We start from the raw sequence: 24,164 nt of genomic DNA, 5'->3' as shown, positions 1-24,164 counted from the left end.
AGGGCAGCGCTTTCAGGGCGGCGCTTTCACGGCAGGGCGCGGCGCATGATCGGCCGGGTGGGCGAGCGGCGCGCCACCTCCTCGAACCCCGCCTCCTCGAAGAGCGAGCGCCACCCGTGGTACAGCTCCCCGGCGGGCAGCCGCTTCTCCGTGTCCTTCGGATACCCCTCCACCACCCGGGCCCCCTGCTCCGCCGCGTACGACACGGCCCCCTCCAGCAGGGCCTCGGCCACGCCCCGCCCGCGACCGCCCCGGGCCACGTAGAAGCACGTCACCGACCACACCCCGCCCTCACCGGGGTCGGCGGGCCTGGTGACGGACGACCGGAGGAGCCGTACGTGCTCCTCACGCGGCGCCACGGCGCACCACCCCACAGGAGTGCCCTCCAGGTACGCCAGCACCCCAGGCGCCCGCTCAGAGCCTTCCACGAGGTCCTGGAGGCGGTCCCTGCGCGCGCCGGCGGGCATCGCGCCGAACTCCGCCCCGGCGACCCGGAACCACATGCACCAGCACCCGGAATAGGCCCCGTTGGGCCCGAAGACCGTCCGCACGTCGTCCCACGAGGTGGCGGGCCGGATCTCAAGATCGCGCATACCTCACAACTCCTCAGAACTCGCACCAGCGTAATGGCCATGCCGGTGTCGAGGCGCTGACCTCTGGGTATTGTTGCCCCACGTGAGTACGCCGCGATTCCTCGACCTGCCTCCAGGCGTTGCACCACAGAAGATCGAGACGCCACAGGGCACGTTCGCGGCCCTGGAGGCGGTTCCGGTCAGTGGTGTGGTGGAGCGCTGGCCGGCGCTCCTGGTCCCCGGCCTGACGGGCAGCAAGGAGGACTTCATCGCGGTCCTGATGACCCTGGCCCAGTCGGGCCGCCGGGTCGTGGCCATCGACCTGCGCGGCCAGTTCGAGACCCCCGGCCCCGACGATCCGGGCGCCTACACGTGCGCCGCCCTGGGCGCCGACGTCGACGTCCTCGCCCAGGTCATCGGCGCCGGCGACCCCGTCCACCTGGTGGGCCACTCCTTCGGCGGGCTGGTGGCCAGGGAGGCCGTCATCGACGGGCGCACGAAGTTCGCGTCGTTCACGCTCATGGGCTCCGGGCCGGCCGCGATCGAGGGCCGGCGGGCCGGCAACGGCCGGAAGATCATGGAAGAGGTGCCCGTGCTCGGCCTGGAGCACGTGTGGCACAGCAGGTTCGAGCCGGAGGCGCTGGCCGGCGACGTGCCCGACGAGATCCTGCGGTTCCTGCACAAGCGCCTGCTGGCCAACTCCCCGACCGGCCTGTCCTGCATGGCCGAGCAGGTCCTCACCATGCACGACCGCACCGACGAGCTGCGCGAGATCGAGGTGCCCACGCTCGTGCTGTACGGCGAGCACGACGACGGCTGGCCGCCCGAGGCGCAGTCGGAGATGGCCGCCAGGCTCGGGGCCGAGTGCGTGGTCGTGCCGGGCGCGGTGCACTCCCCCGCCGTCGAGGCGCCGGAGACGACGGCCGCGGCGCTCGTCCGGTTCTGGAACGCGGCCGAGAGGCATTATTTGGACACGCGGTCCAATGCCATGTAATTCTTCACTTACTATGACGAGGCTCGAAGACATCGTCGTCCAGCCGCCGCAGAGCGCGACCTGGCAGGTGCACATCGACCGCTCGATGTGGATCGGCGGCGTGCGCGGCCTCATGCTGCAGGCGTTGCACCCGCTGGCCATGCTGGGCGTCTGGCAGAACTCCAACTTCCAGGAGGACCCGTTCGGGCGGCTGCGCCGCACGGCCGACTTCGTGGGGCGGGTGACGTTCGGCAGCCCTCAGGAGGCCGACGAGATCGGCAGGCGCGTGCGGGGCATCCACAGGGCGCTGCGCGTCCACGAGCCCGGCAGCGGGCGGACCCATCGGGTGGACGACCCGGAGCTGCTGCTGTGGGTGCACTGCGCGGAGGTGTCGTCGTACCTGGAGGTGGCCAGGCGCGGCGGGCTGGCGCTCAGCGAGCGCCAGGCCGACCGCTACCTCCACGAGCAGCGCAAGAGCGCCGCCTACGTCGGCCTGCACGCCGACGACGTGCCGGGCACGTGCGCGGAGATGGACGCCTACTTCAAGCAGGTGCGCCCCGCCCTGCGCGTGACGCCGGAGGCGGCCTCGACCGTGCGGTTCCTGCTGTGGCCCAGGCTGCCGCGGGAGCTGCGGATGTTGTCGCCCGGCAAGCCCGCCTACTTCCCCTTCGGCGCGCTCTGCTACTACACGCTGCCCGACTGGGCCAGGCGCATGTACGGCGCGCTGCCCGAGGTCCCCCGGGCGACGGTCACGGCCGCGCTGAGGGCGTTCCGGCTGAGCATGAACGCGCTGCCCGAGCCCGTGCACGACCGCGCCTTCATGCCGGCCACCAGGGACATGCTGCACGCCTCCAGGGAGCGGCTGCGCGCGGCGGGCTACGACGTCGACAGGGGGCTCAAGGGCCTGACCGACCCCCGTCGCTGGCCGAAGGCCGCCTGACGGGCAGCAGCACCGCCCCCGCCAGCACGACCGCCGACGCCCCCGCCATCGCCCAGCCGCCGCCTCCCAGGCCGGCCCGGTCGAACAGCACCCCGAGCAGGGCGGAGGCGGTGGCCGCGCCGACATACCTGGACGCCTGGAAGACCCCCACGGCCGCTCCCGTGTCACGCCGGTCGGCGTGCACGAAGACCAGCGAGTTCAGCGCGAACTGGCCCAGCGCCGCCGCCACCCCCAGCACCGCCCCGGCCACCAGCACCGGCCCCACCGAGTCCGCCGCCGCCATCACGCAGGAGCCGCCGAGCAGCAGCGCCGCGCCGGCCACCAGCACCGTGCGCATCCCGGCCCGCGCGGCCAGCCACACCGCCACGGGCGTCATCACGATCCCCAGCCCGGCCAGCGGCAGCACGAGCAGCCCCGCGAGGTGGGCGGGCACGCCGGCCGTGCTCTGGGCCCACAGCGGGACCGCGAAGAAGGCGACGTAGAAGGCCACGTTGGTGAGCGCGAACTGGCCACAGGTGGCCAGCAGGCCGGGGCTCAGCCGGGGCAGCAGCGTCGCCTCGCGGGCTCCGTCCACGCGTACCCGGGGCAGCCACCGCAGGGCCGCGACCAGCGCGACCACCGCGAGCGGCACGTTGACCAGGAAGATCGCCCGCCATCCCCACAACGAGATCAGGACCCCGCCGAGCACCGGACCGGTGGCGGCGCTGGCGGTGAGGACCATCGAGATCGTCGCGATCACCCGCGGCGGCGGCCGGCCGTCGTCGCCCGGCATCGCGGCCTGGATGATCGACATCCCCGCGGGCATCGTCGCGCAACTCCCGAACGCCTGCAGCAGCCGCGCCCCCAGCAGCACCGGGAACGACGGCGCCAGCGCGGCCAGCACGCCGGTGACCGCCATCGTCACCAGCCCGCAGCAGAACACCAGCCGCGGCCCGAACCGGTCCCCCAGCGTGCCCATCAGCGGCGGCGCCAGGATCCCGACCAGGTAGAAGCCGGCGGCCAGCCAGGTGACGGCCGCGATGCCGACGTGGAACTCGGCCTCGACATGAATGAGCGCGACGGCGATCATCGACGAGTTCAGCGGGTTGAACAGCGTGCCCAGCGCCACTGCCGCCGGTAATCGCCCTTCGCGTCTCACATGGCGTCCTTTATTCGGCCAGGCCGTCCCAAGGTTGGCGGTCGGGCCCCGCGGCCCGCCCCTGAGGGCAGTGGCGGCGGAAGTCGCACCAGGAGCAGATGGGGCCGGGGCTGGGCGCGAACAGCTCGTCGATCTCGTCCGGCACCGACGCGGGCCCGACCGGCTGCCGGTCCCCGGCGGGGCGGCGCTGCCCGGAAGGCGACACGACCTCCCGGTAGCGGTCGTCGGCCGCCGCGGCCTCCGCGGCCAGCTCCTCGGCGCGGCCGAGGTGGCGGGCCAGGGACTCGTCGGTGTGCCGCCACTCGACGATCTCGCCGGTGGGCAGGTGGTGGAGCTCGACCGTGTGGCACGGCGTGCGCATCATCGTCGAGGCTGCGACCGCGTAGATGGCCAGGGCGAGCGAGGATCGGGCGTCGTCCTGGGTGAGCGGGCGGCGGCCGGTCTTGTAGTCGACCACGACCAGCTCGTCACCGCGCCGGTCGAGCCGGTCGATGCGGCCGGACACGGCGATGGCCTTGGTCCGCGTGGCGACCGTGCGCTCGACGCCGACCGGGTCGTCGGACGGATCTAAGGTCGCGACATATCCGGACACGAGGTCGCGGGCGCGGCCCAGCCAGCGCCCCGACTGCTCCTCGTCCCTGAACCCCTCGGTGATCCACCCGTTCGTGACCAGGATGGCCGCCGTCAGCGGGGTCCGCCGCTCGTACGGCTCCCGCCACCAGCCCGCCAGCGCGTTGTGCACGCTCGCCCCGACGCTGTTGTGCGCCCAGGCGGGCCCCTTGGACGGCTGCGGCCGGTCCAGATAGGTGAACCGGTAGCGGCGGCGGCAGTCGAGCCAGGTGTTCAACCGCGACGGCGTGCACGAATAGAGCCGCCGCGGCATCCCCTCCAGCGGCAGCTGCCCCTGCACGCCGCTCATCCGGCGTGCCCGGTCGCCAGGCGCCGCACCCTACTCGTCGCCCGGGCCGAGCTTGATCCCGGAGATCCTGGTGCCGTCGGTCAGCGGGCCGTCGTCCTCGCCTTCGGTTTCGACGCGGGTCAGGGAGCCCGACACCCAGTCGTCGAAGTGCGGCTCGAGGTCGCCGATCGTGACCTCGTCGCCGTGGGTGGCCAGCACCCGCGTGTCGCCGGGCAGCGTGAACAGCCGCCCGCCGATCGAGGTGAGCTGGTCGGCCAGGGCCGGGTATTCGCCGCCGATCTTGCCGGGGCCGTCGGCCTGCAGGGCCTTGCCGCTGAAGACCGCTCCGAGCGCCTCGCAGTAGAGCGACACGCCGCCGGGCGTGACGCCGGGCGTCTCCATGACATCGAGCTGGACGTCGGCCACACCGAAGATGCCGTCGTCCTCCATGTCGATGTCGGGCCAGGTCTCCCGCCAGGTCTCCCGCCACAGGGGCTTGTCCTTGGGGTGCAGGGCGACCACGGCCTCGTCGCGGCTGGCCACCTCGATGGCCGCCCCGACGTGGTCGGGCAGGCCCGCCGTGCAGATGACGGCCAGCACCTCCCGCTCGCCCACCTGCTCAAGGATCTTCTCGGCGTCACGCGCCGCGTCGATGACGATCACTTCGTCGTCGTCACCCACGATCCAGGTGTTGTTCTCGACCTTGTGCTCGGTGCCGTCGATGTCGACGACTCCCTCGGTCACCACTCGCTCGATACGCGCTGTCACGCCTCCGAACTCTAGCCCGTCTGCATGACAGCGCGAATCGCGTACGCGCGTGCTAATCCTCAAGTCTGGGTGAGAACGCCCCGAACGGCACATCCAGGTCATGATCGCGGGCGTCGAGCAGCGACAGCTCGGCGAGCGCGATCACGCAACCCGCGTCGGCCGGCCAGGCGATCGCCCACAGCCAGTTGCCCAGCGCCTCGCCCGCGTAGACGGCGCGGTCGTCCTCGCCGTCCACGCACCACAGGGCGGTGGGATGGCCGAGGACCGTGATCTTGGCGTTCGGCGGTCCCGCGTCGAACCCCTCTCCGGGGTCGGGCCCGTCGAGCCCCGCGAACGCCGCGCCGAGCCCGATTCCCGGCTCCTCGGCGATGATGATCAGATCGGCCGGTCCTTCCATCAGCGACGGCCCGGTCAGCGCGACCAGGCTCGCTCGGGCGCCGGTGCGCTGGTCGCCCACCTCGCCGAAGCCGGTCACCAGCCAGCCGGCGGGCAACGGCCACGGCAGCCACACGGGCACGACGGAGGACTTGCGTATCGCCTCTAGCGCGGTGCTGGTCGGCGGCCACGGAGGCTGATACGGCAGGACATCACCGTGCGCATCACATCGAAACGCACTCGACCAGGCGCTCGGCCCGTGAAGCGGGCCAAAACACCGTGGGCAGGTTGGAGCCGCTCTCACAACTACCCACGGTGCTTTCTCCGGCACGGCCACGTCAAGACCGCTACCCGTTATCCCGTCGTAATCTTGGTCATGTGCGCGTAAATTGTGTCGGCGCGATCATTTTCGACGCCTCTGACCGGCTCCTTCTCATCAAGCGCGGCCACCCGCCGGGCATGGGGCTGTGGTCCGTTCCCGGGGGGCGGCTGGAGCCTGGGGAGACCGACGAGGCCGGCGTGTGCCGTGAGGTGCTGGAGGAGACCGGGCTGGAGGTCGAGGTGGGCCGCCTGGCGGGCACGGTGGACCGGCCGGAGCCGGGCGGGGTCACGTACGTGATCCGCGACTACCTCGCCACCGTGTCGGGAGGGGTGCCCGCCGCCGGGGACGACGCCGCCGACGTGCGCTGGTGCGACCGCGCCGACCTGGTACGGCTGCCGCTGTCCGAGGGCCTCCTGGAGTCGCTGACGGCGTGGGGCGTGCTCCCGCCGAGCTGAGCCGGGAGCTCGCCCCGCCTATCGGTTGGACGTCAGGCTGGAGGTCCACAGGATCAGGTGGTCGGCGCTGTACGTCGTGGACCGGCCGAGCGCCACGACCTCCGACCCCGCCACGGCCACCGCCGACAACCACTGCGTCCCCTGGCCCGCCAGGCGGTCCTGGGTGAGCCCGATGCGGTTCCACGACAGCCCGTCCTGCGAGGTCCAGGCCGCGCTGTCGCCCTCGCCGGGCACGCCGTGCCAGCCGACGGCCACGAGGCCCTCCTCCGCCGCCGCCAGGTCGTACACCGCGGCCGCCCGGTCCGCCGGGAGCCAGGCCGTCTGCCAGGTCCGGCCCTCGTCGTCGGAGACGGCGGCGAACGCGTGCCGCGTCCCTCCCGTCAGGGCCGTGCCGATGGCCACCAGCTTGCCCTGGTAGGTGGTGACCCGGCGGAGCCCGGCCGACGTCGCGCCCGGAGGGGACACGCGGTCGCGCGCGCTCCAGTTCACGCCGTCCTCCGAGTGCCAGACCACGGTGGTCTCCTGGTCGGCGTTCCCGGAGCCGCCCACCGCCACGTACCCGTCGCCGGTGGCGATGGCGTCGTGGACGCGCACGCCCGAGCCGCCCTGCGGCAGCTTCTTCGACCGGGTGTACTTGCGCATGTCGGGGGTGAACCACATGGCGGCGCCGAGGGTGCCCGACTGGTCCTTGGTCTCGCCCGCCACCACATAGCCCTCCTTGCCGGCCGTCACCACGTGGGCCCGCAGGTAGGGCTGGTCGGGCCGGCGAGCCAGGTCGCCGGTGGCGTTCACCTTCCTCCAGCTCTCGCCGTCCTCGGAGGTGACGAGGAGCGGGTCGGCGACGGCGACGTTCGTCTCGGTGCCACCGACCGCCAGCCAGCCGCGGCCGCCGTGCGCCACGTCCTCCAGCGTCTGCCTGCCGGTGCCGCCCAGGCTCATGGACTTCCAGCTCTGCCAGCTCTTGATCGTCCACAGGCCGGCGTCGCCCGAGGCCGAACCGACGGCGACGTACCGGCCGCCGGCGCCGGCCAGCGCGTTCGTCTCGCGGGCGATCCTGGTCAGGCCCTCGACCTCGCCGAGCGGCACCCGGGAGACGGAGCCGCGCGGGGGCGCGGTCATGAGCACGAGCTGGTTGTCGACGTCGGAGGCCGCCTGGTCGCCGCCGGCGAACAGGGTGCCGCCGGAGATCGTGAAGCCGCGCAGGGTCGCCCCCCGCAGGTCCCCGAGGTCGGTCCGCTTGGCCCAGTCACTCCCGTTCGCGGTGGTCAGGACCGCGTACTTGCCGATCACGGACTGCGCGATCGCCGCGACGCCCGTCGGGTAGGAGATCAGCGACTCCACGCCGGGGCTCTCGGGGCCGAGGCCGCCGATGGAGCCGCACTGCGACCACTGCGCCCCGGTCGGGGAGCAGTAGACGCGTACGTCGCCCTCGACCGTCCGCCGCCGCGTCGGCACCAGCACGAAGCGCTTGGGCAGCACGGCGACCATCCCGGCACGCGGGGCGAGCGCCTCGGGGAGCTGGAAGCCGGTCGCCTGCCAGTTGCGCCCGCCGTCGGCCGAGCGCAGCACCCGCGATCCCTCGCCGTCCGCGGGTACTCCGATGGCCACGACCGTGTCGCCCTTGGCCACCACGGCCTTGATCTCCCGGACTCCCAGCTCCCTCGTCTCGATTCGCTCCCAGGTGGCGCCGTCGCCGGAGCGCCAGGCCGCGGGGCCGGAGCCGCCGTCGGCGCCCGTCGCACGTCCCACGGCGACGAACCCGGAGCCCGTCCTGGCGATGTCGTCGATGTGGTCACCCGCCCTGAAGGCGGACCCGGACTCCTCCACGGCCGTCCAGCTGAACCCGTCGGTGCTGGTCCACAGGCCGCGCTCGCCGGAGACGTCGTCGCCGCCGCTGGCCAGCCAGCGGCCGTTCCCGCCGACCACGCGCCGGACCGTGGGGGTGGAGGCCCGGTTCACCTGGCCGAGCTGCCAGTTCTTGCCCCCGTCGGGGGAGAACAGAAAGAGCGGGCGCGGGGTCGGGCTGGTCGTGTCGCTGCCGACCGCGACCACCGCGCGGCCCACCGAGGTCATGTCGTTGAGCTTCTGGTTGGCGCCGACGCCCGCGGCGGGGACGGTGAACAGCTCGTCCCCCGACCGGCCGGTGCCCGCCGCCAGGCTCAGGCCCGGGGCCTCGTCGTCGCTCCACTGCCACACGAGCACGCCGGTGGCCACCAGGACGGCCGCGGCCACGGTCAGGACGACCGGGACGGCCCTGCTGCCCCGGTGGACGGGGCTGGACCGGCGTACGGCGGCGGGGGCCGGGCCCCTGTGGTGGCGGCCGCTCGACCCCTGGGGGCGCGGCGGGCCGGTCGCGACGAGCAGGTCGGGCCGGGTGGGACGGCCCGCCGGGGGCCGCCCGACGCGCCGCACCTCCGGCTCGTCCGCCGTCTCCTCCTGCCCGGAGGGCTCCTGGTCGATGTCCTGGGAGGCGGCCACGTGGGGCTCAGGCGCCTCGGAGACCGGCTCGGGAACGGGTTCGGTGCCGGGCCCGGGGGTGGGCTCGGGGGCGGGCCCAGGGATGGTCTCGGAGGCGGGCGGCTCCGAGGTGGGGTCCGCGGAGAGGGGCGCGCCGGCGACGAGCTTGTCGGGCCGGTTGACGATGCGCCTAGGCCGGCGGCGCGGCTCCACCTCGGGCTCGGCCGTCGGTGAGCTGTACGGCCGGCGCCCCTTGGGCCACTCCTGCGGCTCCTCCTCGGGTATGGGCGCGGCGAACGGCGGCATCCCCCAGGGTGAGGTCAGCGGTAAGCCTCTGGCCCGATCATCGGTGGGGCCGGGCGGCGAATGGCTGATCCTGGGCTCTTCGGAAGGATGTGGTTCTGAAGCGCCCTCGGAACGCGGGTCGTCGTCTTCCGGCGGTCGCCGTGGCGGTTCGCTGGGGCCGGAGGCCACGCGCCGTACCTCCTAGTCAAACGAGTCGTACAGGTAGATCTCGGCCGGGTCGCGGACCGTTCCAGGAGGGTCCGGGAGGGACCCGCGCCGGCCGACAGCATCCAGACCAGCATGACTCAGCCGGAATAGCGAGACCTCTCTAGCGAGATTCCCGGCACCTCTCGCCTGATTTATTCCGAAATAGTGCTAATTGCCCGCTTTTTGGCTAGATACATCACACCAAACGCATACACCCCGAGCTGCACCACGGTTCCCGTCAACGCCTGCCAGGGCACCGGCACCTTCCCCTGATCCAGCGCGTCGTCGAGGTTCCCGGCGGCGGAGCTCACCCCGAAGGCCACCACGTTGTTGATCACGTGCAGGGCGATCGGGGCCTCCAGGCCGCCCGTACGCACCGCCAGCCAGGCCATGACGGCCCCGAACGCGAACACGTCCAGCAGCCCCGCCCACGAATAGCCGTGCAACGACGCGAACAGCGCGGACCCGATGACGATGGCCCAGACGGGATTGCGCACGTGCGCCCCGACGGCCTGCATGAACCAGCCGCGGAAGACGTACTCCTCCGCCGCCGCCTGGAACGGCACCAGCACCACGATCACGATGAGCAGCGGCAGGAACACCTGCCACCCGGCCCACCCGAACATGTCGGCGTCCAGGCCCGAGACGCTCAGCGCCACCCACTGCGCGCCCTGGCCGAGCGCCAGCGCCAGCACCGCGACCCCCACGCACCGCATCATCCAGGACCAGCGCAACCTGCCCGCCACGGACGAGAGCGTCCCGGGCCGGCGCCGCTGGACGAACGCCGCCGTGCCGAGCACGAGCAGGAGCACGGGCGCGATCGACAGCAGGGTCATGGCCAGCCCGAGAGGCGTGCCCTCCGGCATCCCGGACGCGTCGACCGGCGAGGGGAGGCCCAGGATCCCGGCCAGCACCACGAACGCGACGACGACCACGACGCCGATCATGACGAACCCGGCGCCGACGACGAGCGTACCCACTATCGCGCGCCACGGACGGGCCGCGGCGTTCCTGGCGAGGTGGTCGAAACGAGCCCCACGAGGAGTCGGCAGGAACCAGGACGGCGGCTGCCCGTACGGATGAGCGGGCACCTGGGTGCCGTACGGCGGATATTGAGGCCCTGGATTCTCCTGCATCTCTCCATTCTGTCCGCTTGGTGCGCATTAGTTCACAGACGGCCCGCCGTTTTAGGCGGATGCTCGGAGGCGTAAGCATTTCGACCCTGGGAGCAGTCCATGTCAAGGCTGGGACCTTTCATCACCCTCGCGGCGGGAGCAGTGCTCGCCGTGGGGCTGGGTGTCGCCAGCATCACCGCGACACCGGCGGCCGAGAACCCGGCCGCCAACACCGCCGCGGAGGCGCCGTCGGTGGAGGAGGGCACCACCGAGCAGAACTCCGCGGCACCGTCCCCCTCACCGACGCGTACGGAGGCGCAGAAGATCGCCAAGGCAGACTACGGCGGCCGGGTGAAGGGCAACGGCGCTCTCATCGCGATCTCGATCAGGAACGGCAAGGCGGTCGGCTACTTCTGCGACGGCAGGACCGAGGCCTGGTTCAAGGGCGACGAGGCGGCGGGCACGCTGCAACTGAAGGGCGTGGCCAACGCCGGCTCCAAGATCTCGGCCGCACTCGGCGGCGGCCAGGCCAAGGGCTCGGTGTCCGTCGGCGGCAAGAAGTGGAGCTTCGTCGCGCCCACGGTGGTCAAGCCGTCGGGCCTGTACCGGGCCACCGCCGTGGTCAGGGGCGCCAAGCTGCGCGCCGGCTGGATCATGATCAAGAACCCGAACGGCGGCTACTACCAGGTCGGCGCCGCCTTCGCCGGAGAGGAGCAGCTCGACATCCCGCGGCTCGACAGCGAGCAGCCGACCGCACCAGTGACTGTCGACGACACCACGGTCTACCCCGAGGACGTCGACGGCTTCATCGAGGAGATGCAATGACCGCCGTCCACCAGCAACCCTCCCGCAGCCTGACCCCGTTACTGGTTCCGCTGCTGGCAGGCGGCCTCGTGGTGCTCGCGCTCGGCGTGTACGGGCGGGCCCACACGCCGACCGGATTCGCGGTCGGCGTGGCCGGCTTCTCCGCGGCGCTGCCGATGAAGGTGTGGCTGACGACGGGCGCGTTCGTGCTGGCGATCGTGCAGGTCGTCTCGGCCCTGTCGATGTGGGGCAAGCTCGGGGTCACCATCCCGCCGGCGGTGCACCGCTGGTCGGGCCGGCTGGCGTTCCTGCTCACGATCCCGGTCGCCTTCCACTGCCTGTACGCCCTCGGCCTGCAGTACGACGTGCCCCGCGTGCTCGCGCACTCGCTGCTCGGCTGCTTCTTCTACGGCGTGTTCACCGCGAAGCTGCTGTCGCTGCCCAAGCGCAACACGCCCGGCTGGACGCTGCCCGTGCTCGGCGGGCTCGCGTTCACGGCGCTGGTGGGCCTCTGGCTGACCTCGTCGTTCTGGTTCTTCACCGCCGTCGGGTTCAAGGTGTGAAGCTCGTCGTCCGGGTGAGCCCGGCCGCCCGCCCCTTGGCGGCCACGACGAGCGCCATCTTGCGCGAGGCCTCGTCGATCATCTCGTCACCCAGCATGACCGCGCCGCGCTTCTCCACGGAGGTGTAGTACTCGTACGCCTCCAGGATGAGCTCGGCGTGGTCATAGTCCTCCTGCTCCGGCGAGAACACCTCGTTGGCCGCGTCCACCTGCCCGGGATGGAGCACCCACTTTCCGTCGAACCCCAGCGCCGCCGCCCTGCGCGCGACCCGGCGGAAGCCTTCGACGTCCTTGATCTGCAGGTAGGGCCCGTCGATCACCTGCAGGTCGTGCATCCGCGCGGCCATGAGCAGGCGCATGAGGATGTAGTGGTAGGCGTCGCCCTCGACGTAGCCGGGCGGCTGCTCGCCGACGACGAGCGTACGCATGTTGACCGAGGCCATGAAGTCGGCCGGGCCGAAGACGAGCGTCTCCAGCCGCTCGGAGGAGCCGGCGATGGCGTCGGCGTTCACCAGGCCACGCGCGTTCTCGATCTGCGCCTCGATGCCGATGCGGCCCACTTCGTAGCCCATGGTCTTCTCGATCTGGGTGAGCAGGGTGTCCAGCCAGACGACCTCGGTGGGGTCCTGCACCTTGGGCAGCATGACGCAGTCGAGGAACTCCCCCGCCCCTTCGACGACCTCGATCACGTCCCGGTAGGTCCACTGCGTCGTCAGGTCGTTCACCCTGACCACGCGCGTCTTGCCGGACCAGTCGCCCTCCCGCAGCGCGGCGACGATGTTGGCCCGCGCCTCCTCCTTGGCCAGCGGCGCGACGGAGTCCTCCAGATCGAGGAAGACCTCGTCGACGGGCAGGGTCTGGGCCTTCTCCAGGAACCGCGGGTTGCTGCCCGGCACGGCGAGCACAGAACGTCGTGAGCGCATGCGCACACGCTACTCGGCGATCATCCGGGTGAAGTCGCCCGCTCCTCTAACGGGCCCGGGAGCCCGACGGTTACAGTCGGATCCGTGAGCGACAACACCGCGGCCGTCGAGGAGGGCGCCAAGAAGTCCGGCATCCTCTGGCTCACCCTCGACCGCCCCCGCCTGGCCTGGCACGCCTGGCACGACGGCGCCATCTACCTGGTGACGGGGGGCGAGGAGCAGCAGTTGCCGGGGCTCGACGCCCTCGACCGCGTCCACGTCACGCTCCGCAGCAAGGACAACGGCGCGCGGCTGGTGGAGTTCGAGGCCGCGGTCGCGGCCGTCGACCAGGCCGCGGCGGCCGACGTCGTGGCGGTGCTGGCCAAGGAGCGGCTCAACGCCCGCGACAGCGAGCACCTGCCCGAGCGCTGGGCCCGCGAGTCCACCGTCTGGCGCCTCACCCCCGAGCGCTGACCGCCTCCAGGTCCGGCACGGGCTCCGGCTGAGAGGCCGAGGTGGCGGTCTGGGCGAGCAGCGCGCCGGAGAGCACGATCAGGCCGCCCACGATCTGGAACGCGCCGAGCGTCTCACCGACCAGGGCCCAGGCCACGATGGCGCCGCCGATGACCTCCAGGGACGCGACGGTGGCGCCCACCGCGGCCGACAGCCGCCGCACGGCGTTGACGCCCAGGATGTACGCGATCACGGTGGCGATCAGCACCATCCACAGGTACGCGGCCAGCACCGGCAGCGTCACCCCGCCCTCCGGGGCGGCCGAGACCGTGAAGGCGCTCCACGGGATGTCCCACGGGCGGGAGAACGGGATCAGCACGACCGCCGCGCCGGTCATCCCCCAGGCGATCAGGCCCAGCGGGTCCACGTCGTCGCCGAAGCTATCGTTCATCAGGAAATATCCAGCGCAGCACGCCCCGGCCAGCAGGCCGAGCAGCAGGCCCAGCGCGTCCAGGCGCAGCCCCTGCCACGCCTCCACGACGATCGCCAGGCCCACGACGGCGACGACCGCGCCGACGTACGCGGCCCGTGCCAGCCGGAGCTTGCGGACGAACCGCACCCAGGCCACCACCATCACCGGCGCCATGAACTCCAGCAGCAACGCGACCCCCACCGGCAGCCGCGTGATCGCCACGAAGTACAGTGCCTGCACGCCGGCCACCGCCATGACCGCGTACAGCGCGAAGAACGGCAGCCTGGCACTGGGGATCCGCAGCGCCCGCGGCCGCACCACGGCCAGCACCGCCACCAGCAGCAGGCCCGCCCCCGCCATCCGGGTCCACACCGCCTCCATAGGCGCCAGCCCGGCGGCTATGAGGTATTTCGCCATGGGTCCCGAGAACGCGAAACAGACCGAGGACACGAACGCGAGCGCGAGTCCCGCATACCTCACCGCACACCCCCGCCAAGTAATTACCGTTAAGCAGGTTTGATACTGACATGTCCGGCGTTCCTGGCGCAATGGGGCAGCACTGTTAGCCTGGCCACGTGCAGATCTTCGTGGCCCGGTTGGCGGGGACACCGGTCTTCGACCCGGCCGGCGACCAGATCGGCCGCGTCAGGGACGTCGTGGTGGGGCTGCGCATCGGCGGCCGGCCCAACGTCCACGGTTTCGTCGTGGAGGTGCAACCGCGCCGCCGCGTCTTCCTGCCCATCACCCGCGTACGCCGCATCGAGGCCGGGTCCGTGGTCTTCACCGGGCGGCTCAACATGCGCAGGTTCGAGCAGCGCGGCACCGAGACGCTGGTCATCGGCGAGATGCTCGACCTCACCGTGAGCCTCGGCGACGAGCCCATGACCGTCTACGACGTGGCCATGGCGGAGATCAAGCCGTCCACCTGGGAGATCACCAAGGTCGCCGTCTACAAGGGCCGGCGGCGCGAGCCGCGGACCGTCGACTGGGGCGAGGTGTCGGGCTTCGACAAGCTGCAGAAGGACCAGGGGGCGGCCGGGCTGATCGCCGCGTTCGAGTCGCTGCGGGCCGCCGACATGGCCAGCGCGCTGCACGACCTGCCCAGCAAGCGGCGGGTCGAGATCGCCCGCGCGCTGAACGACACCCGGCTGGCCGACGTGCTGGAGGAGCTGCCGCCCGACGACCAGATCGGGATCCTCGGCACGCTGGAGCCCGAGCGCGCGGCCGACGTGCTGGAGGAGATGGGGCCCGACGACGCCGCCGACCTGCTGAACGACCTGCCGGAGGAGAAGGCGGCCGAGTTGCTGGCGCTGATGGAGCCCGGTGAGGCCGAGCCGGTGCGGCGGCTGCTGACATACCCGGAGACCAGCGCGGGCGGCGTGATGACCAGCGAGCCGGTGATCCTACCGCCCAGCGCCACGGTGGCGGAGGCGCTGGCGCACATCAGGCAGGGAGACCTGACGCCCGCCGTGGCCGCCCAGGTCTACGTCACCAGGCCGCCGACGGAGACGCCGACGGGCACGTACCTGGGGGTCTCGCACTTCCAGCGGCTGCTGCGCGAGCCGCCGTCCACGCTGCTCGGCGGCGTGATCGACCCGTCGATCGACCCGATCAGGCCGGACTTCACGCTGCGCGAGGTCACCTACTACCTGGCCAACTACAACCTCGTCGCCGCCCCCGTCGTCGACGAGCTGGGCCGGCTCGTCGGCGCCGTGACGGTGGACGACGTGCTGGACCACATGCTGCCCGAGGACTGGCGCGAGAGGGCCGACCGTGACGTCTGACCGACTCGACCAGCCGCGGGCCCTGCGCCGCTCGCTGCGCCCGCACTACGACCCGGAGGCGTTCGGCCGCCTCTCCGAGCAGATCGCCCGCTTCCTCGGCACCGCCCGGTTCATCGTCTACATGACCGTGTTCGTGGCGGTCTGGGGCATCTGGAACGTGTTCGCGCCCGCCAACCTCAAGTTCGACCCCTACCCGTTCATCTTCCTCACGCTGATGCTGTCCCTGCAGGCCAGCTACGCCGCGCCGCTGATCCTGCTGGCCCAGAACCGGCAGGACGACCGCGACCGCATCCAGTACGAGCAGGACCGCGAGACCGCCGAGCGCAACCAGGCCGAGATCGAATATCTGACGCGCGAGATCGCGGGCCTGCGCCTGGTGCTGAACGAGGTCGCCACCCGCGACTACCTGCGCTCGGAGCTGGGCAAGCTGCTGGAGGAGCTCAGGAACACCCCTGAGGAGCGCCGGTGAGGTCGAGCCTGGCGAGCATCGCCCGCACCTGGGCGATCTCCCCCGACCCCAGCAGGTCGAGGAACTGGGTCCTGATGCCGCGCAGGTAGGTCGGCGTCGCCTCGGCCAGCCGCGCCGCCCCGAGATCGCTCAGCACCGCGTAGAGCCCGCGGGCGTCGTCGGCGCAGGCCTCCCGCGTGACCAGCCCATCTCGCTGCAGCCGGTCGATGAGCCTGGTCAGGCCGCTGCGGGAGAGCAGCACGCGAGCGGCAAGGTCGTTCATGCGCAGCCGCCGCTCCGGGGCCTCCGCGAGCTGCATGAGCACCTCGTACGAGGCCAGCGGCAGCTCGTGGGCGACGAGCAGCTCCGCCTCCAGGTGGCGGGTGATGCGCACCTGTGCACGCTGCAACATGCGCCAAACCGTCAGTTCCTCTACGGTCAGGCCCTCGTCGCCCAGAAGAGTCACGGAGTAACCTTAGACGTTGTTGCACAGACATCTAACAGTGCGGATTAACCCAGCGAGGGCTCCGGTTCATACCATGGAGGGGCATCCTCGCTGGCGCCCAGCGCCTGTCACACATATACCGACAAAGGAGGGACGGCACTCCCTCGTGCCGAGACTTCGATGGCACCAACCCAGGAACTGGTGACGGCGGCACTGTCCACCGTCATCGACCCCGAGATCCGTCGCCCGATCACGGATCTCGACATGGTCAAGAGCATCGAGATCGCTCCCGACGGGGCGGTGCGCGTTGGCGTCTACCTCACCGTGGCCGGTTGCCCGATGAAGGACACCATCACCCGCGACGTGACGAACGCCGTCTCCAAGGTCGAAGGTGTGACGGGCGTCAAGATCGAACTTGACGTCATGAGCACGGAGCAGCGCAAGACGCTGCAGACCAAGCTGCGGGGCGACCGCGGGCCGGAGAAGGAGATCCCGTTCAACCAGCCGGGCTCGCTGACCCGCGTGTTCGCGGTGGCCAGCGGCAAGGGCGGCGTCGGGAAGTCCTCGGTGACGGTCAACCTCGCCGCCGCCATGGCCTCCAGCGGCCTCAAGGTCGGCATCGTCGACGCCGACATCTACGGTCACAGCATTCCTCGCATGCTGGGCGCCGCCGAGCGGCCCACCAAGGTCGAGGACATGATCATGCCGCCGGTGGCCCACGACATCAAGGTCATCTCGGTCGGGATGTTCAAGCCCGAGGGCAACACGCCGGTGGTGTGGCGCGGTCCGATGCTGGACCGGGCGCTCCACCAGTTCCTCGCCGACGTCTACTGGGGCGACCTCGACATCCTCCTGCTCGACCTGCCTCCGGGCACCGGCGACATCGCCATCTCGGTGGCCCAGCGGCTGCCGTCGGCGGAGATCCTGGTCGTGACGACGCCGCAGATGGCCGCCGCCGAGGTGGCCGAGCGGGCCGGCTCGATCGCGGCCCAGACCCACCAGCAGATCGCCGGCGTCATCGAGAACATGGCGTGGCTGCCCTGCCCCCACTGCGACGAGCGCATCGCGGTGTTCGGCGAGGGCGGCGGACAGACGGTGGCCGACGCGCTGACGCGTACGCTGGGCGCCCGGGTGCCGCTGCTCGGTCAGGTGCCCATCGACCTGCGGCTGCGCGAGGGCGGCGACGAGGGCAAGCCGCTGGTGCTGACCGAGCCGGACGCCCCGGCGGCCGCCGAACTGCGCAAGATCGCGGCTGACCTGAGCAAGCGCTCCTCCAGCCTGAAGGGCCTCCAGCTGGGCCTGGCACCGCGCCGCTGAGACCGAACGGGCCCGCTCCCTTTGGGGGCGGGCCCTTTCGCGTTCGTGAGGGGCTTCTCAGGTCGCTTCTGAGTCGTACGGGGGCAATTCCCCATAATTGAGCTCATCGACCGGCTCGGGCACGTAGGGAGCCGTCGTGGCGGGTTCCAGCTCGCGCGACTTGTCGGTGTTGTTCCAGTCGTCCTCGATGTCGTCGAGGAGATGCTTACGCACGAAGTTGCGCGGGTTGAGGTCGGCGGGATCGAAGTTCTGGAACTCCGGCCCCAGACCGGCGCGCAGGTCGTCGCGCGCGTTGTTGGCCATCCGGCGCAGGTTGCGCAGCGTCCTGCCCGCCTGTGAGGCCGCCTGGGGCAGTTTTTCCGGACCGAAGACGAGCAGCGCGATCACGATCAGCGCTCCGATCTCCATCCACCCGAGTCCGAACACCGTGAGCTCCTACCGCAGTCCAACCTCTCCGAGGACAACCCCGGCCTATCCACAGACTAAGGGCTCCTGGGGGTAGGTCGGTCGTCTCCCCTAGGTCATATCACCGGCGGGAACGACCCCCCACCCGCCCCGCTCAGCTCACCCGGCAACGGCCTTCCGCCCGAGAAACGGCCGCGCCGCAGGAGGCGGATGCCTGCTGCGGCGCGGTGGGAAAGCGTGGCGGTGCGGTCAGGACGGCGTGGGCGTCGGCTCCTCGTCGGCGACCACCACCAGCGTGGCGGTACGCTCCTGCCCCGCCCGCTGGTACTTGATGGTGATCTTGGCCCCCGGCGACTTGCTGCGGATCAGGGCGATCAGCTCGTTCCCGTCCTGCAGCGCCAGCCCGTCGATCTCCAGGATCACGTCACCGGCCTTCAGCCCCGCCTTCCCGGCGGGCCCGTTGGCGTCCACCGGCTGCTGCCCCCCGGCGGGCTCCGAGGCGATGCGTACGCCCTGCCCCCGGTAGTCCTTGTCCAGGACGATGCCGATCTTGGGCCGCTTCGCCTTGCCGGTCGTGATCAGCTCCTCGGCCACCCGCCGCGTCTGGTTGACGGGGATCGCGAAGCCCAGGCCGATGCTGCCGCTCTGGCTGCTCATCGAGCGCCCGAGCGTGGCGATCGCCGAGTTCACCCCGACGACCTCGCCCCGGCCGTTCACCAGCGGCCCGCCGGAGTTGCCCGGGTTGATGGCGGCGTCCGTCTGGATGGCGCTGATGTAGGCGGGCTCCTCGGTGCTGGTGCCGGTGTCGTCGCCGGCGATGACCGGGCGGTTGAGCGAGCTGACGATGCCGGTCGTCACCGTGCCGGTCAGGCCCAGCGGGGAGCCGATGGCGATGACGGGGTCGCCGACCACGACCTGGTCGGAGTTGCCGAGGGTGATCTCCGGCGTGCCGAACGTCTCCTCCGGCTTCACCACGGCCAGGTCGGAGCCGGGGTCACGGCCGACGATGCGCGCCGAGGTGGTCTTGCGGTTGTTGAACATGATCCGGATCTCGCCGCCCTTGGCGGCCAGCGAGACCACGTGGTTGTTGGTGACCACGTAGCCGTTCTTGATCAGGAACCCGGAGCCCGACGCGCCCTCGGTGTTGCTGCCGTTGCCCACCTCCAGCGAGACCACGCTGGGCAGCACCCGCGAGGCCACGCCGGCCACCGAGTCGGGTGCCCGGTTGGTGGCGCCGGTCGGGAGCGGGCCAAGGCTGTAGGAGGGGTCGTTGCTGCCCGTCGGCTTCGTCAGCAGGTAGGTGCCGACGCTGCCGAGCAGCGAGGCCACCAGGGCGATGACCACGGCCATGGCGACCAGGAACCCGATGGAGGGCCCGCGCCTCAGAGCGCCCGAGCCCTGCGCGCCCGGAGGCGGCGGCGCCCAGCCCGCGCCCATGGGGAGGGCCTGGCGCGGCGGCGGTGGCGGCGGGGTCCCGCCGCCGTAGGAGGGCGGAGCGCCGAACGACGGCCCGTCGGAGGAGCCGCCGAGCGGCGGTCCCTCATAGGAGCGCGCCCCACCGTCCGGGGCGCCGAAGAACGGGCTGTCGTAGGAACGCGTGCCAGTGTCGGGCGGGCCGAACGACGGGCCGCTGTCGTACGAGCGCGGGCCCGTGTCGGAGGAACCGAACGACGGGCTGTTGTGGGACCGCGACCCCGTGTCGGGCGGGCCGAACGACGGGCCGCTGTCGAAGGAGCGTGGGCCCCCTTCCGGGGGGCCGAACGACGGGCTGTCGTAGGAGCGGGTCCCCGCCTCCGGCGAGCCGAAGGAGGGAGCGCCGTATTGGGGGCCGGTCTGGGCAGGGTTGTCCTGGGCTCCGTACGAAGGGCCGCTCGGGGAGTCGTACGAACGCGGCTCGTACGGCGGCGTGCCGAAGACCTCGGGCCGGCCCGAAGGGTCGCCCCACGACGAGCCGAACGAGGCGGGCGGCTCGGGCCGCATGCCGTTCTGGTCGCCGTCCGCGGGCAGGAAGTCCGGCCGCCCCTGTGGCTCGGGGGAGTCCGACGTCGTGCGTCCTTCGGTGGGGCGCGTCTCGTCGGTCATCTAAGTCTCACCACTCCTTGGCTCGGCCACCGCAATCCTCGCTCTTGCGGCATACGAGGGCTATAAAGCTTTATCAGGACTTGTCTGTAACAATTCCCGAACCCAGATCGTATGCCCCGCGCGCCGCCGACTACGCCAACCGAGTGTCTCCGGCATACCGGGGGGTCAAGGCGTGGCGGTCGAAGGCGCGTTCGTAGGCGTAGTACGAGCCGGCTGCTGGAACAGTTCAACCGGTGGGGCCGGATTGTTCTGCCCCACGCCGCTCGCCGCGAAGAAGGTGCCGAGCGCCACGGCCGCGGAGACCATCCCGACCGCGACGTACGTCGTCCGCCGCCTAGCGCCACGACCAGGGCCCGAGGCTCCACCGATGGCGTCCCTGCGCGGGCGGTTGTCCAGCGGAGCGATGCTGTGCGGCCCAGGAATGGGCACTCCCCCGAACGTGCGCGTGGGGAAAGGGCGCTCCCTCGGCGGCAGCGGGCCCCCGGGCTCCGCCATCCGGAGCAGGGACATCGTCAGGTCCGCCGGCATCGCCGGTGTGTCGAGCGAGCGCAGGCGCGACTTCAGCGCCCGCACCGACTCGACCTCGCGCCTGCAGTCAGCGCAGAAAGTCAGATGGGCGAGCGCGCGCTCGCGTTCGGTGTGGTTGAGCTCTCCGTCGACGAGCGCGGAAACACGTTCTCCAAGATGAGCCATATCAGACTTCCTCCCCACGGATCACGGTCGGGGGGAGTTGGGTAGTACGGGGGGCCCGGTGGTCGAGCGCCTCCCGCAACTGCGCCCGGCCACGGTGAATACGGCTTCGGACCGTACCCAGCTTGACGCCGAGCGTGGCCGCGATCTCCTCGTAAGACAGGCCCTCGATGTCACACAGCACGATCGCGGCCCGGAACTCGGGGGCGAGTGCGTCGAGGGCGGCTTGGATGTCGGGCTCCAGGTGGGCGTCGTCGAACGCCTGCGCCGGAGAGGGCTCGCGGCCGCGAAGCCGCTCGGCGGCGTCGTCGGCGAGTCCCTCGAACCTGATGCGCTGCTTGCGCCGCGCCATGTCGAGGAACAGGTTCGTCGTGATCCGGTGCAGCCACCCCTCGAACGTGCCGGGGGTGTAGCTCGACAGCGACCTGAAAACCCGGACGAAGACCTCTTGGGTCAGGTCCTCGGCATCGTGGACATTGCCGGTCAGCCGGTAGGCCAGCCGATACACACGTGCGGAGTGTGTCCGCACCACTTCCTCCCATGTGGGAGGCGTCCAGTCGGACGACATCGGAGTATCGGTCTGGTGGTCGCTTTCGTCCACCAGAACTCCTCTCTCTGGGACCACCGCTACCGCCATAGTGCCTGGTTTCGTCCCTTCGTGCGCACTGCCTGCCTTCCGGACCGGCAAAGCCCGTTTAAACCTGCAACGCCTTAGGTCCCTCCTGAGTTCCCGTCCCGGCGTGTCTCCCCTAGGCTGCGATCGGTGGCAATGGCGTGTATGACGTGTTGCGACTGGTGCGAGCAACCAGAACGAAAGTGTGGGGAGGAGGCCGATGACCACTCCGGTGGAGGCCACTCTGGCCTATGCGGAGCAGTTCCATCACGAGGATGAGATCCTGCACGCGGCGCGGCAGCGCGGGCTGGAGATGGGGGCCACGCCCATCCTTCCCGGCGGCGGCGCGGCGTTGTGCTTCCTCGCCACCGCCGTCAACGCCAAGTCCGTCGTCGAGGTCGGCACGGGCTGCGGGGTCTCGGGGCTGTGGCTGCTGCGCGGCATGCGCGCGGACGGCACGCTGACGAGCGTCGACGTCGAGCCCGAGCACCAGCGGCTGGCCAGACAGGCGTTCGCGGAGGCCGGTTTCTCGGGCGGGCGGGTGCGCCTCATCTCGGGCCGCGCGCTCGACGTGCTGCCGCGGCTGTCCGACGGCGGCTACGACATGGTCTTCGCCGACGGCGCGAAGCAGGAATACGCCGACTACCTCGCCGAGGCAGTCCGCCTGCTGCGCGTGGGCGGCATCGTGGCCTTCGACAACATGTTGTGGCACCACCGCGTGGCCGACCCCACGCAGCGCGACACCGACACGGTGGCGCTGCGCGAGGTGGGCAAGCTGGTGCAGTCGGACGAGCGGCTGCGCTCGGTGCTCATGCCGCTCGGCGACGGCCTGCTGGCCGCGATCAAGGTCTCCGACTAGCGGCGGGGAGCCGGACGCGGGCGCGCCCAGCTCCCAGGGGCTAGCCGCGGGTGAGCCACTCCAGGAGCACGCGTACGCCGAACCCCGTGGCTCCCTTGCTGAGCGTGCCCTCCTCCACGGTGCTGCGCCCGACGCCCGCGATGTCGAGGTGCGCCCACGGCCGATCCCCGGCGAACTCCCGCAGGAACAACGCCGCCGTGATCGACCCCGCCCCGAACCTGGACCCGGCCTCGACGTTGGCGAGGTCGGCGATCGACGACTCCAGCGCGGGCGTGTAGTCCTCGATCAGCGGCATCCGCCACAGCCGGTCGTCGGCGCTCTGCCCCGCCTCCACGAGCTGCTTGGCCAGCACGTCGTCGGAGGAGTAGACGGCGCCGACGTTGCGGCCGAGCGCCACCGTGATGGCCCCGGTGAGCGTGGCGATGTCCACGACGGCGTCGGGGTCGAGGACGGCGTCGGCGTAGGCCAGCGCGTCGGCCAGCACGAGCCGCCCCTCGGCGTCGGTGTTGAGCACCTCGACGGTGCGCCCGCCGTAGTGCTTGATGACGTCGCTGGGCCGCTGGGAGGTGCCCGAGGGCATGTTCTCGGCGGCGGCGATCAGCCCGGTGACGCGTACGGGCGCGCCCAGCGCCGCCAGCGCGCCCAGCACGGCGATGACGACCGCGCCGCCGGCCATGTCGGTCTTCTGGGTCTTCATGTTGTCGGTCGGCTTGAGCGACAGCCCGCCCGAGTCGAACGTGATGCCCTTGCCCACCAGCACCACGTGCCGGTCGGCCGGCTCGGCGGGCGTGTAGGAGAGCTGGATGAGCCGCGGCGGGCTGGCCGAGCCCCTGCCGACGGCGAGGATGCCGCCGAACCCGTCGGCCAGCAGCCGCTCCTCGTCCCAGACCTCCACCGGCAGGCCGACCTCGGCCGCGCGCTCGGCGAGCCAGGCCGGGTCCTTGACGGAGGACGGCGTGTTGGCCAGGTCGCGGGCGAGCGCCACCGCGTGCGCGACGGTCTCCGCCCGCCGCACCTGCCCCTCGTCCGCCCCGGCGAACGCCAGCGCCCGCACGGCCTTCTTGCCGGCCTCGCCGATCCGGAACGTGTACGCGGCCAGCAGGGCGGCCTCCGCGAACGCGGTGACGTCGCCCTCGGGCACCGCCACGGTCAGCGTGTCCCGGCCCTTGGCCCGTCGGGTCAGCGCGGCGGCGGCCCTGCGCAGGGCACGCGGCGAGCCGTCGCCCACCCCGTACAGCAGGACCCGCCCGATGCCGCCGCCCCGCGCCACCGGGACCTCGACGATCTCTCCCGCCTCCCCCTTGGCCTCGTAGTGCGCGAGCAGGTCGGACACCGGCAGGTGCAGATCGACCGCGGGGCTGAGGTCGGAGGCGTAGGGTACGGCCAGCAGCTCGGCGTCGTCGGGAACCTCGGCGACCACCGACGCAGTGGTCTCAATGGGCACGGAACATCTCCTCAAACGTCAGCGACCCTGGCGCCGTGGTTACGCCAGGGTCGTGGATCAAGTTGTCTCGGGAGCTCTCAGCCGACGACGTTCTTCAACGCCTCGCCGAGCGCCTTTGCCTCGTCGGCGGAGATCTCCACGACGAGCCGGCCGCCACCCTCCAGGGGGACCCGCATGACAATGCCGCGCCCTTCCTTGGTGACCTCGAGCGGACCATCGCCGGTCCGCGGCTTCATCGCCGCCATGCGTGCATCCCTTCCTGCCTTGGGCTCCCGCGGCCCGCGATTTCCGACCTCCCGTGGGGGGTGGTCGGCGCATTCACGTCTTCTGTGATGTCCTATTCTCCCGCATCGAGAGCCCTCATGGGTAACGATCTCCT

General features: G+C 71.5%; 26 protein-coding genes. 10 read left to right on the top strand and 16 right to left on the bottom strand.

Annotation, left to right across the window (positions count from 1 at the left end):
- Positions 1-26 precede the first annotated feature (26 nt).
- A complete protein-coding gene (locus ACBJ59_RS29410; RefSeq protein ID WP_375113444.1) occupies positions 27-593 on the bottom strand; it encodes a GNAT family N-acetyltransferase in 567 nt (188 codons plus the stop codon).
- Positions 594-675: 82 nt separating this feature from the next.
- On the opposite strand from ACBJ59_RS29410, the gene ACBJ59_RS29405 reads away from it, so the two are divergent.
- Positions 676-1,566 (top strand): alpha/beta hydrolase, encoded by an 891-nt coding sequence (locus ACBJ59_RS29405; protein ID WP_364118675.1) that lies wholly within the window; start codon positions 676-678, stop codon positions 1,564-1,566.
- 13 nt (positions 1,567-1,579) lie between these two features.
- A complete protein-coding gene (locus ACBJ59_RS29400; RefSeq protein WP_375113443.1) occupies positions 1,580-2,485 on the top strand; it encodes an oxygenase MpaB family protein in 906 nt (301 codons plus the stop codon).
- Here ACBJ59_RS29400 and ACBJ59_RS29395 read toward each other — a convergent pair.
- From ACBJ59_RS29395 to ACBJ59_RS29380, 4 genes are read right to left on the bottom strand one after another with little or no spacing between them, the layout of a single operon-like run.
- Positions 2,442-3,623, bottom strand: a complete 1,182-nt coding sequence (locus ACBJ59_RS29395; RefSeq protein WP_375113442.1) for an MFS transporter — start codon at positions 3,621-3,623, stop codon at positions 2,442-2,444. The two genes, ACBJ59_RS29400 and ACBJ59_RS29395, sit on opposite strands and share 44 nt — an antisense overlap.
- Positions 3,624-3,633: 10 nt before the next feature.
- Positions 3,634-4,542, bottom strand: coding sequence for a RecB family exonuclease (locus tag ACBJ59_RS29390; RefSeq protein ID WP_375113441.1), 909 nt, complete (start codon positions 4,540-4,542; stop codon positions 3,634-3,636).
- A gap of 30 nt (positions 4,543-4,572) precedes the next feature.
- Positions 4,573-5,289, bottom strand: a complete 717-nt coding sequence (locus ACBJ59_RS29385) for an MBL fold metallo-hydrolase (protein ID WP_375113440.1) — start codon at positions 5,287-5,289, stop codon at positions 4,573-4,575.
- Positions 5,290-5,341: 52 nt separating this feature from the next.
- Complete coding sequence (locus ACBJ59_RS29380) at positions 5,342-5,968, bottom strand: DUF6758 family protein (RefSeq protein WP_375113510.1); 627 nt, start codon at positions 5,966-5,968, stop codon at positions 5,342-5,344.
- A gap of 74 nt (positions 5,969-6,042) precedes the next feature.
- Between ACBJ59_RS29380 and ACBJ59_RS29375 the strand changes: the two genes are divergently transcribed.
- Positions 6,043-6,441 carry an NUDIX hydrolase gene (locus ACBJ59_RS29375; RefSeq protein ID WP_375113439.1) on the top strand — a complete coding sequence of 133 codons (399 nt, stop codon included), beginning with the start codon at positions 6,043-6,045 and terminating at the stop codon, positions 6,439-6,441.
- Positions 6,442-6,459: 18 nt separating this feature from the next.
- On the opposite strand, the gene ACBJ59_RS29370 is transcribed toward ACBJ59_RS29375, so the two are convergent.
- Positions 6,460-9,204, bottom strand: coding sequence for a hypothetical protein (locus ACBJ59_RS29370; RefSeq protein ID WP_375113438.1), 2,745 nt, complete (start codon positions 9,202-9,204; stop codon positions 6,460-6,462).
- A gap of 338 nt (positions 9,205-9,542) precedes the next feature.
- A complete protein-coding gene (locus ACBJ59_RS29365; RefSeq protein ID WP_375113437.1) occupies positions 9,543-10,526 on the bottom strand; it encodes a lysostaphin resistance A-like protein in 984 nt (327 codons plus the stop codon).
- Between the two features lie 99 nt (positions 10,527-10,625).
- On the opposite strand from ACBJ59_RS29365, the gene ACBJ59_RS29360 reads away from it, so the two are divergent.
- Entirely contained in the window at positions 10,626-11,330 is a 705-nt protein-coding gene (locus ACBJ59_RS29360) for a hypothetical protein (RefSeq protein WP_375113436.1), read from the top strand.
- A complete protein-coding gene (locus ACBJ59_RS29355) occupies positions 11,327-11,872 on the top strand; it encodes a DUF6529 family protein (RefSeq protein ID WP_364118695.1) in 546 nt (181 codons plus the stop codon). Before ACBJ59_RS29360 ends, ACBJ59_RS29355 begins: the two co-directional genes overlap by 4 nt.
- Here ACBJ59_RS29355 and ACBJ59_RS29350 read toward each other — a convergent pair.
- Entirely contained in the window at positions 11,862-12,794 is a 933-nt protein-coding gene (locus tag ACBJ59_RS29350) for an HpcH/HpaI aldolase/citrate lyase family protein (protein WP_375113435.1), read from the bottom strand. The genes ACBJ59_RS29355 and ACBJ59_RS29350 overlap by 11 nt on opposite strands.
- Before the next feature lie 84 nt (positions 12,795-12,878).
- Between ACBJ59_RS29350 and ACBJ59_RS29345 the strand changes: the two genes are divergently transcribed.
- On the top strand, positions 12,879-13,247 hold the full coding sequence (locus ACBJ59_RS29345) for a hypothetical protein (protein ID WP_364118699.1): 369 nt from the start codon (positions 12,879-12,881) through the stop codon (positions 13,245-13,247).
- On the opposite strand, the gene ACBJ59_RS29340 is transcribed toward ACBJ59_RS29345, so the two are convergent.
- A complete protein-coding gene (locus ACBJ59_RS29340; protein ID WP_375113434.1) occupies positions 13,231-14,178 on the bottom strand; it encodes a DMT family transporter in 948 nt (315 codons plus the stop codon). The two genes, ACBJ59_RS29345 and ACBJ59_RS29340, sit on opposite strands and share 17 nt — an antisense overlap.
- A 95-nt stretch (positions 14,179-14,273) precedes the next feature.
- Between ACBJ59_RS29340 and ACBJ59_RS29335 the strand changes: the two genes are divergently transcribed.
- Entirely contained in the window at positions 14,274-15,482 is a 1,209-nt protein-coding gene (locus ACBJ59_RS29335) for a magnesium transporter MgtE N-terminal domain-containing protein (protein ID WP_375113433.1), read from the top strand.
- A complete protein-coding gene (locus ACBJ59_RS29330) occupies positions 15,472-15,951 on the top strand; it encodes a DUF1003 domain-containing protein (RefSeq protein ID WP_364118705.1) in 480 nt (159 codons plus the stop codon). Before ACBJ59_RS29335 ends, ACBJ59_RS29330 begins: the two co-directional genes overlap by 11 nt.
- On the opposite strand, the gene ACBJ59_RS29325 is transcribed toward ACBJ59_RS29330, so the two are convergent.
- Positions 15,923-16,342 carry a MarR family winged helix-turn-helix transcriptional regulator gene (locus ACBJ59_RS29325; RefSeq protein ID WP_375113432.1) on the bottom strand — a complete coding sequence of 140 codons (420 nt, stop codon included), beginning with the start codon at positions 16,340-16,342 and terminating at the stop codon, positions 15,923-15,925. The genes ACBJ59_RS29330 and ACBJ59_RS29325 overlap by 29 nt on opposite strands.
- Positions 16,343-16,555: 213 nt before the next feature.
- On the opposite strand from ACBJ59_RS29325, the gene ACBJ59_RS29320 reads away from it, so the two are divergent.
- Entirely contained in the window at positions 16,556-17,692 is a 1,137-nt protein-coding gene (locus tag ACBJ59_RS29320; RefSeq protein WP_364118709.1) for a P-loop NTPase, read from the top strand.
- A gap of 57 nt (positions 17,693-17,749) precedes the next feature.
- On the opposite strand, the gene ACBJ59_RS29315 is transcribed toward ACBJ59_RS29320, so the two are convergent.
- The 4 genes from ACBJ59_RS29315 to sigE all read right to left on the bottom strand — a co-directional run bounded on the left by ACBJ59_RS29315 (position 17,750) and on the right by sigE (position 21,506).
- On the bottom strand, positions 17,750-18,118 hold the full coding sequence (locus tag ACBJ59_RS29315) for a sec-independent translocase (protein ID WP_364118711.1): 369 nt from the start codon (positions 18,116-18,118) through the stop codon (positions 17,750-17,752).
- Positions 18,119-18,346: 228 nt separating this feature from the next.
- The gene (locus ACBJ59_RS29310) at positions 18,347-20,179 is read right to left on the bottom strand and encodes a trypsin-like peptidase domain-containing protein (RefSeq protein WP_375113431.1); all 1,833 of its coding nucleotides are present in this window, start codon (positions 20,177-20,179) and stop codon (positions 18,347-18,349) included.
- 165 nt (positions 20,180-20,344) lie between these two features.
- Positions 20,345-20,872 carry an anti-sigma factor family protein gene (locus ACBJ59_RS29305; RefSeq protein ID WP_375113430.1) on the bottom strand — a complete coding sequence of 176 codons (528 nt, stop codon included), beginning with the start codon at positions 20,870-20,872 and terminating at the stop codon, positions 20,345-20,347.
- A 1-nt stretch (position 20,873) separates the two neighbouring features.
- Entirely contained in the window at positions 20,874-21,506 is a 633-nt protein-coding gene (sigE, locus tag ACBJ59_RS29300) for an RNA polymerase sigma factor SigE (RefSeq protein ID WP_364118717.1), read from the bottom strand.
- A 196-nt stretch (positions 21,507-21,702) separates the two neighbouring features.
- Here sigE and ACBJ59_RS29295 point away from each other — a divergent pair, with 196 nt between their 5' ends.
- Positions 21,703-22,341, top strand: coding sequence for an O-methyltransferase (locus ACBJ59_RS29295; protein ID WP_375113429.1), 639 nt, complete (start codon positions 21,703-21,705; stop codon positions 22,339-22,341).
- A 40-nt stretch (positions 22,342-22,381) separates the two neighbouring features.
- Here the strand turns inward: ACBJ59_RS29295 and ACBJ59_RS29290 are convergent, their stop codons facing one another.
- Positions 22,382-23,785, bottom strand: coding sequence for a leucyl aminopeptidase (locus ACBJ59_RS29290; protein WP_375113428.1), 1,404 nt, complete (start codon positions 23,783-23,785; stop codon positions 22,382-22,384).
- 77 nt (positions 23,786-23,862) lie between these two features.
- A complete protein-coding gene (locus tag ACBJ59_RS29285; protein WP_020545024.1) occupies positions 23,863-24,030 on the bottom strand; it encodes a DUF3117 domain-containing protein in 168 nt (55 codons plus the stop codon).
- Positions 24,031-24,164 lie beyond the last annotated feature (134 nt).

It is taken from the genome of Nonomuraea sp. MTCD27 (assembly GCF_041950495.1).
In the GTDB taxonomy this organism is placed as follows: Bacteria; Actinomycetota; Actinomycetes; order Streptosporangiales; family Streptosporangiaceae; genus Nonomuraea.
Note: the sequence above shows the minus strand (reverse complement) of the source record. Positions and strands in the feature narration are given on the sequence as shown.